Source organism: Asanoa sp. NPDC050611, from assembly GCF_040654855.1.
Taxonomy (GTDB): domain Bacteria; phylum Actinomycetota; class Actinomycetes; order Mycobacteriales; family Micromonosporaceae; genus Asanoa.
In genome coordinates this window covers 1-7,534 of record NZ_JBFAIU010000361.1, presented here as the reverse complement: position 1 = coordinate 7,534, position 7,534 = coordinate 1, and the positions used below count along the sequence as shown (strand labels likewise).

General features: G+C 73.9%; 3 protein-coding genes and 2 pseudogenes. 3 read left to right on the top strand and 2 right to left on the bottom strand.

Going from position 1 to position 7,534, the window contains the following annotated elements:
- Positions 1-833: pseudogene (locus AB0H87_RS34955) on the bottom strand (chorismate-binding protein); the annotation flags it as partial.
- 204 nt (positions 834-1,037) lie between these two features.
- Here AB0H87_RS34955 and AB0H87_RS34950 point away from each other — a divergent pair.
- The 3 genes from AB0H87_RS34950 (at position 1,038) to AB0H87_RS34940 (ending at position 5,685) form a co-directional block, all read left to right on the top strand.
- The gene (locus AB0H87_RS34950; RefSeq protein ID WP_360155728.1) at positions 1,038-2,378 is read left to right on the top strand and encodes an FGGY family carbohydrate kinase; all 1,341 of its coding nucleotides are present in this window, start codon (positions 1,038-1,040) and stop codon (positions 2,376-2,378) included.
- A 200-nt stretch (positions 2,379-2,578) separates the two neighbouring features.
- Positions 2,579-5,266: a nitrate- and nitrite sensing domain-containing protein gene (locus AB0H87_RS34945; RefSeq protein WP_360155725.1), complete on the top strand. Its 2,688-nt coding sequence runs from the start codon at positions 2,579-2,581 to the stop codon at positions 5,264-5,266.
- Entirely contained in the window at positions 5,263-5,685 is a 423-nt protein-coding gene (locus tag AB0H87_RS34940; protein WP_360155722.1) for a roadblock/LC7 domain-containing protein, read from the top strand. Before AB0H87_RS34945 ends, AB0H87_RS34940 begins: the two co-directional genes overlap by 4 nt.
- Here AB0H87_RS34940 and AB0H87_RS34935 read toward each other — a convergent pair.
- Positions 5,682-7,171, bottom strand: a pseudogene (locus AB0H87_RS34935) (GH1 family beta-glucosidase). The gene AB0H87_RS34940 and the pseudogene AB0H87_RS34935 sit on opposite strands and share 4 nt — an antisense overlap.
- Positions 7,172-7,534: the final 363 nt, after the last annotated feature.

Sequence of the window (7,534 nt, the reverse complement as noted above, 5' to 3'; positions counted from 1 at the left end):
GGGCTGCCGGTCACGGTCGGCGCGAACATGGACTCCCGCAGCACGTCCCGGACGTCCCGGGTTCACCGCCCGGCCAGCAGGTACTCGGTGTGCGTGAGGTGCGCCATCTCCTTGAGGTAGGGGCCGACCACCTGACCGCCGGTCTCCGCGACCGCGGCCATCATCTTCAGCTCCTCGTCGAGCACCATGTAGAGCTCGTCGACCTCCTTCGGGTCGGCGAGGAACTCCAGCAGGTCGACGTCCGAGCCGTGCCGGTGCGTACCGGAGATCGGGTTCATCATCACCAGGCCGTCCTCGACCGAGACGTGCCGCTCGGGGGAGGCGCCGACGATCACCCGGGCGCCGGTGTGCACGAGGAACGTCCAGTACGCGCCGCGTTCGTCGAGCAGCAGCCGGCGGTACGCGGCCAGCGCGGCGTCCAGCGGCGGCCCGTCGACCTGGGCCGTGTACGCACGGTGGATGACGAAGTTGGCGCCCTCGCCCCGGCCGATCTCGTCCGCCAGCACGCGGGAGACGGTCGCCGCGTACTCGTCGTCGGTGACGTCGAAGCCGGCCGGCCCGACGGTCCGGACCGGCGCGTCCAGCAGCTCCGCCAGGACGGTCGCGAGCGGCACCCGCTCGTGGTTCTCGATCGACAGGCATTCCAGGGGTACGCCGTCGTCGACGGCCTCGAAGCCCCGCTCGGCGACCTGGCGGTAGGGGACGACGGCGAGGGCGGGGATCGGTAACTCGGCGAGCGTCGCTACGGTGCGTACCGGACCGGTATACACGTCGACGTGTTCGGCGCCTTCCCGGCGCACGAGGGCGAACGGGCTGTGGCGGTCGAGCTGCATGGCGGTTTCCTCAGGGCTCGGGCGGGTGCCAGCGAGGAGAACCGGGAAGCGGGCCGCCTCGAGGGCGGCCGCGTCGGATGGCTACGCGCGGGAGTGGGCCGCCGGGTCGGCGGGCCACCACATGCTCAGTCGCGCGTGCATGGCAGGAACGTACCGGTTGCACGCCGGGTTCGGAAGAGGAACCGCGGGGTACGGTGGCTGGCGATGAACGTTCTCGCCCTCGACCTGGGCACCTCCTCGGTGCGCGCGATGGTCTTCGACGACCGGGCCCGGGCCCGCCCCGACGCGCTGGCCCGGCGCGGTTTCGACCTCTCGATCGCCGCCGACGACACGGGCGGCGCCACCCTCGACGCGGACGAGTACCTGGCGGCGCTCTGTGCCTGCCTCGACGAGCTGGCCAAGGGCGGCCACCTCGACGACATCGGGCTCGTGGCCGCGTCCGCGCAGTGGCACTCGGTGCTGCCGCTCGACGCCGCCGGCCGCCCGCTCGGCCCGGTGGTCACCTGGCTCGACACCCGGCCCACGCCGCCCGCGGACGCCACCGGCCCGCTCGACCCGGAGGCCTTCCACCAGCGCACTGGTGCCTGGTGGCACCGGTTCTACTGGACGGTCAAGCTGCCCTGGCTGCGCGGCCTCGGGCTGGCGCCGGCCCGGTACACCGGCCTGGTCGAGTACATCCTGGCCGAGCTGCTCGGCGAGGCGGCGATGTCGGTGTCCCAGGCCTCGGGCACCGGCCTGCTCGACATCTCGACGATGGAGTGGGACGCGGAGGCACTGGAGATCGCGGGTGTCGAGGCGCGGCACCTGCCGTCGTTGGCGCCGCTCGGCTGGCAGGGCCGGCTGCGGCCCGAGTACGCGCGGCGCTGGCCGCAGCTCGCCCGGGCGTCCTGGTGCCCCGCGATCGGCGACGGCGCGGCGTCCAACATCGGCTCCGGCGCCGTCGACGAGACCCGCGCGGCGATCACCGTCGGCACGTCGGCCGCGGTGCGGCTGGTCCAGCCCGCCCCGCGCGGCGCCGAGCTGCCGCCGCTGCCGCACCGCCTCTGGCGCTACCGCGTCGACGACCACCGCGTGGTGACCGGCGCCGCCTACTCCGCCGGCGGCAACCTGTTCGCCTGGGCCCGCCGCGAGCTGCGCCTGCCCGAAGGCCCCGCGCTGGAGGAGACGCTCGCCGGCATCCCGCCGTTCACGGGCGTCCAGGCCGACCCGCGGCTGGGCGGCGACCGGCCGCCGGGCACGGCGCCGGCCGGCTCCGGCGAGCTGCGCCACGTCGGCTTCGGCACCACGGCCAGCGAGATGTTCGCGGGACTGATGGCCGGCGTCTGCACGCTGGTCCTCGGCGACCTCGAGATCATCGAGTCCACCGTCGACCATCGCGTCGCGGTCACGCTCGGCGGGGGCGCGATCGCCGCCTCGCCGTGGTGGCGACGTGCCTTCGAGCTGTCGCTCGCACCGCGCGAGGTGGCCCACGTGGACGATCCCGAGGTCGGCTGCACCGGCGCCGCGCTGGTCGCCCTCAATCGCGCCGACCAGACCTACGGGTGACTCGACCCTGACCTGACCGCTCTGCGACGATAGATCAACCGGAACGGACGAGTTACGTCCGCCGGACGGATGGTGCGCACATCCGCCTCGCGTTCAAGGTGACCACACTGGGCGGTCGCCCTCGTGCGTTGAGCTTCCGGGCCTGGTTGGATGAACGGGTTTCCCGGTGTGGCCGGCGCCGGGGCGACGAGGAGGAGCGGGTGGCAGGAGCGACCGGGCAGCCCCGAGGCGCGGTGCCGCACCATCGCCGGCAGCACGCCGAGGTGAAGCTGACCCCGCACCGCCGCAACTCCCGCTACCGCCTGCGCGACTGGCGGATCCGCACCAAGCTGACCGCCATCCTGATCATCCCGTCGCTGGCCTTCGTGCTGCTCGCCGGTTTCCAGGCCCGCACCGTGTTCACCCAGGCCGGCGCGCTCGGCGAGTTCTCCGCGCAGGTCGGCGTCGCCGACGAGATCACGGCCCTGGTGCACGCCGTGCAGCAGGAGCGCGACCGCACCGCCGGCGAGCTGGCGGCACCCACCGACCTGGCCGGCCGGCCCGACGCCGCGCGGCTGACCAATGTGCTGCGTCCGTACGCGGACGCCGTCGACGCGGCCGCGACCCGGTTCCGTGCCGCGGCCGACCCGACGCTCAGCGGCGACGTCTCCTGGCAGGTCGCCTACGGCCGCACGGTCGAGCTGATCGACCAGCTGCCGACGCTGCGCACCGCGGCGGGCGGCAGTGCCACGCCGCAGACCGTGTTCGACACGTACACCCGGCTGGTCGACGCCCTGATCGCGCTGCTGGCCGAGCCCTCGCCGGGCGCGGACCACACGGACCTCTCGCAGGCCGTGCTCCGCTCGGTGCAGCTCGCCCGCGTCGAGGAGCTGGGCTCGCGGGCCCGCGCCCGGATCTTCGCGGCCGCCAAGGCCGGCGGGTACGGCCCCGACGACCTGGTGACCCTCTCCGACCTGCGCACCCAGCAGCTCGCCGCGCTGGCCGACTTCCGGCTCAACGCCACATCGGACCAGGTCACCCTCTACGACGACACGTCGGCGCTGCCGCAGTTCGTGGAGGCGACCCGGCTCGAGGAGCGCACGATCGGCACCGCCCGGGCACCCGAGGTGCTCGGCGCCGAGCAGTGGTGGGCCGCCAGCCAGAACCGGGCCGAAGAGCTGCGCAAGGTGGAGCAGCGGGTCAACGCCGACGCCGACGCCGCGGCCAGCGCGCGCAGCAGCGCCCAGCTCCGCGACAGCCTCCTGGTCGCCGGCGGCATCCTGCTGGTCCTGGCGATCGCGGTGCTCGCGTCGTTCGTGGTCGGCCGGTCGATCGCCCGGTCGCTGCGCACCCTGCGGACCCACGCCCTGCAGGTCGCCCAGGTGCAGCTGCCCGAGGCGCTGGAGCGGCTGCGCGCGATGGGCGGCGGCGCGGTGCCGCGGATCGACGTCTGGCCGGCCGCAGTCAAGTCGATGGACGAGATCGGTGAGGTGGCGGAGGCGTTCGTCGCCGTGCACCACAGCGCGATCGCGGTCGGCGTCGAGCAGGCCACGATGCGCCGCACGGTCAACGCGATGTTCGTCAACCTGGCCCGGCGCAGCCAGGTGCTGGTCGAGCGCCAACTCGAGCTGCTCGACGAGCTGGAGCGCGAGGAGAGCGACCCGGACCAGCTCGACAACCTGTTCAAGCTGGACCACCTCGCCGCCCGCATGCGCCGCAACGACGACAGCCTGCTGGTGCTCGCCGGCATCGAGTCGCCCCGTCGGTGGAGCGACCCGGTCGCGCTGCCCGCGGTCGTCCTCGCCGCGGTCGCCGAGATCGAGTTCTATCCCCGGGTACGGCACGACGCCATCGACCCGGTGCACGTGGTCGGCCACGCGGTCGGCGACGTCGTGCACCTGCTCGCCGAGCTGCTCGAGAACGCCACGGTGTTCTCGCCGCCGTCGACCTCGGTGCACGTGTTCGCGCACGGCGGCCCGCGGGTCGGCACGGTCATCGAGATCGCCGACGACGGGCTCGGCATGTCCCCGGCCGCGCTGCAGGAGGCCAACGACACGCTGGCCGCGCCGCCGCTCGCCGACGTGGCGGCGTCCGAGCGGATGGGCCTGTTCGTGGTCAGCCACCTCGCCGCCCGGCACGGCATCCGCGTCGAGCTGCGTGCCGGCCGCCGGGGCGGCGTGATCGCGGTCGTCCGCCTGCCCGCCGACCTGCTCGTGCACGAGCGCGCCGAGCTGCCGTACCGGCCGGCCCGGCCGATGCTCGCCGCGGTCGCCGCCGTCTCCGGTGCGGCGCCGTCGTTGCAGCCCGGGCCGCGTGCCGGCAGCTCGGTGTCCGGCGTACCCGTGCACGCGCTCACGCTGTCGACACCGGGCGGCGGGGTGCCGGCCGTGCCGTCGCCCGGCACCGCGGTGCCGGCCGTGGCCGCCCCGCCCGTCCCGCTGCCGATCGCCGGCAACGGACACGTCGCGGCGCCGCCCGTGGTGCCGGCGCCGGCCGCGCCGGTCGTCCCCGACGCCCCGGCCGCGCTGCTGGACGGCCCGCTCGGCCGGCGCCCCGGGCGGTCGACCACGCCCCGCCCGGCCGACACCGCCGAGGGCGTCTCCTGGTTCTCGCGCACCGCCGGGCCGGCGCCGACCGGCGTGGGCGCGGCTCAGTCCGCCGCGGGGCCGCCCGCGGTGCCGGTCACCGGCGGGACGGGCCCGGCGGGCCTGCCCATGCGGGTGCCGATGGCGCAGCTTCCGGGCGGCAACGACGCCGCCACGGTGCCGGTGCCGCGCGGCGAAGCCGATCCCGACGCGGTTAGCAGCCTGCTGAACAGCTTCTACGGCGGCGTGCGGCGCGCCGAGTCCGAGGACCCGAACGATTTGACGAGCGCGCCGGGCCGGCGCGGAGAACGGGAGCAACGATGACGACGCTCAGCCGCGAGGCGCGCGACCTGAGCTGGCTGGTCAGTGGCTTCGCCCAGCGGGTGCCGGGCGTGGCGCACGCGATCGTGGTGTCCTCGGACGGCCTCCTCATCGCCGTCTCCGACCACCTGCCGCGCGACCACGCCGACAAGCTCGCCGCCGTGACCTCCGGCGTCATGAGCATCACCAGCGGCGCCGCCCAGATGTTCGACAACGACTACGTCAAGCAGACCGTCGTCGAGATGGGCCGCGGCTACTTCCTGGTCATGCACATCCGCGACGGCTCGATCCTGGCCACGCTGGCGGGCTCCGACGCCGACATCGGTGTCGTCGGCTACGAGATGGCCCGGCTCGCGAAGCAGGCCGGCGAGATGCTGACCCCGGCGTTGCGGGCCGAGCTGCAGCAGGCGCTCCCGCGTTAGACGGCGTTGTCCTTGATGACCCCCCGGTACCAGAGCGCGCTGCGCTTGGGGATCCGGCGCTGCGTCGGGTAGTCCACGTAGACCAGTCCCCAGCGCTGGTCGTACCCCTCGGCCCATTCGAAGTTGTCCATCAACGACCAGACGTGGTAGCTCTCCAGCGGCACACCGGCCGCGATCGCCCGGTGTGCCGCGGCGAAGTGGTCCCGGAGGAACTCGACCCGGCCCGGGTCGTCGACCGTGTCACCGCGCAGCTCGTCCGGGCACGGCAGGCCGTTCTCGGTGATGGTGAGCGGGATCGGGCCGTAGTCGCGGGTGATCCGGGTCAGGGTGTCGAACAGCCCGTCCGGGAAGATCTGCTGCCAGAACGCCTCCGAGGTCGGCCAGCGCATCTCCGTGTCGCCGCTCGGCGCGACGTAGTACGGCGTGTAGTACTGCACCGCGACGAGGTCGACCGGCGACGAGATGACGGCGAGGTCACCGTCCTGGATGCCGCGCACCATGCGGCTCTCGGGGCCGAGGTCGTCGAGCACGTCCTGCGGGTACGCGCCGCGCAGCACGGAGTCGAGGTAGAGCCGGTTCTCGTAGCCGTCGTAGAGGGCGGTGGCGGCCGCCGCCTCCGGGGTGTCGTCGACCGGGTAGCACGGGTGCAGGTTGAACGCCGGCCCGATCCGCGCCTCGGCCGACGCGCGCAGCGCCCGCACCGCGAGGCCGTGCGCGAGCTGCAGGTGGTGCGCCACCAGGTAGGCCGCGGAAGGGTCGCGCAGCCCGGGCGCGTGGTGCCCGCCGAGGTAGCCGTTCTGCACCACGGTCTTCGGCTCGTTGATGGTCAGCCAGACCGGCACCGCCGCGCCGAGCGCCTCGAACACCGCGGCGGCGTAGTCACCGAACCGGTAGGCGGTGTCGCGGTTCTCCCAGCCGCCCGCGTCCTGCAGGGCCTGGGGGAGGTCCCAGTGGAACAGCGTGGCCATCGGCTCGATGCCGCGCTCCAGCAGCCCGTCGACCAGCCGGCGGTAGAAGTCGAGCCCGCGCTGGTTGGCCTTGCCGGTGCCATCGGCCTGCACCCGCGGCCAGGAGATGCTGAAGCGGTAGGTCTGCAGACCGAGGTCCTTCATCAGGTCCAGGTCGCTCGCCCAGCGGTGGTAGTGGTCGGCGGCGACTCACCGGTGTCGCCGTTGCGCGTGCGGCCGGGGGTGTGACTGAACGTGTCCCACACGGACGCGCCGCGGCCGTCCTCCTTGGCGGCACCCTCGATCTGGTACGCGGACGTCGCGGCGCCCCAGCGGAAGCCGTCCGGGAACCGCAGTCCCAGCCGGCGTTCCGGATTCGGGTCGGCGTCCGGCGAGTCGGGGTCGCAGGCGGCGGTGAGCAACGACGCCGCGGAGATGGCGACCCCCGCGGTGGGTCGCACGGCGGCCCGTGCGGCGGTCGCGGCGGTGGCCGAGAGCGCGGCGCGGCGCAACAGGCGCCGTCGGGTCAGCACGGTCATGTGCAGGTCTCCTCGGGGGTGGGATCTGGGAGCGCTCCCAAGATCGTACAGCCAAAAGCCCGGTCCTGGGAAGCCCCGAAACTGGAAAGCCGGACAAAAGAGACGGTCGACCGGTTCGGCGTCGCCGCCTGTCCTGTCGACCGATTCATGCCCGTAACAATCGAGGGCTAGCGTTGGGGGCGGGGAGGGCAACCCCACCCCCAACCTCAGTTACATACACGCACGACGGTTGGCACCAGGCGTGCGTGTCGCGCGGGAGCCGGGCCACGCGAGTGGCGGTGGTTCCACCTCCTCTCGAGGGGGAGCGGAGACCGGCGACGGAGTCCGGGCTGGCCCGTCGCCGGCCTACTCTGATGTCCATCA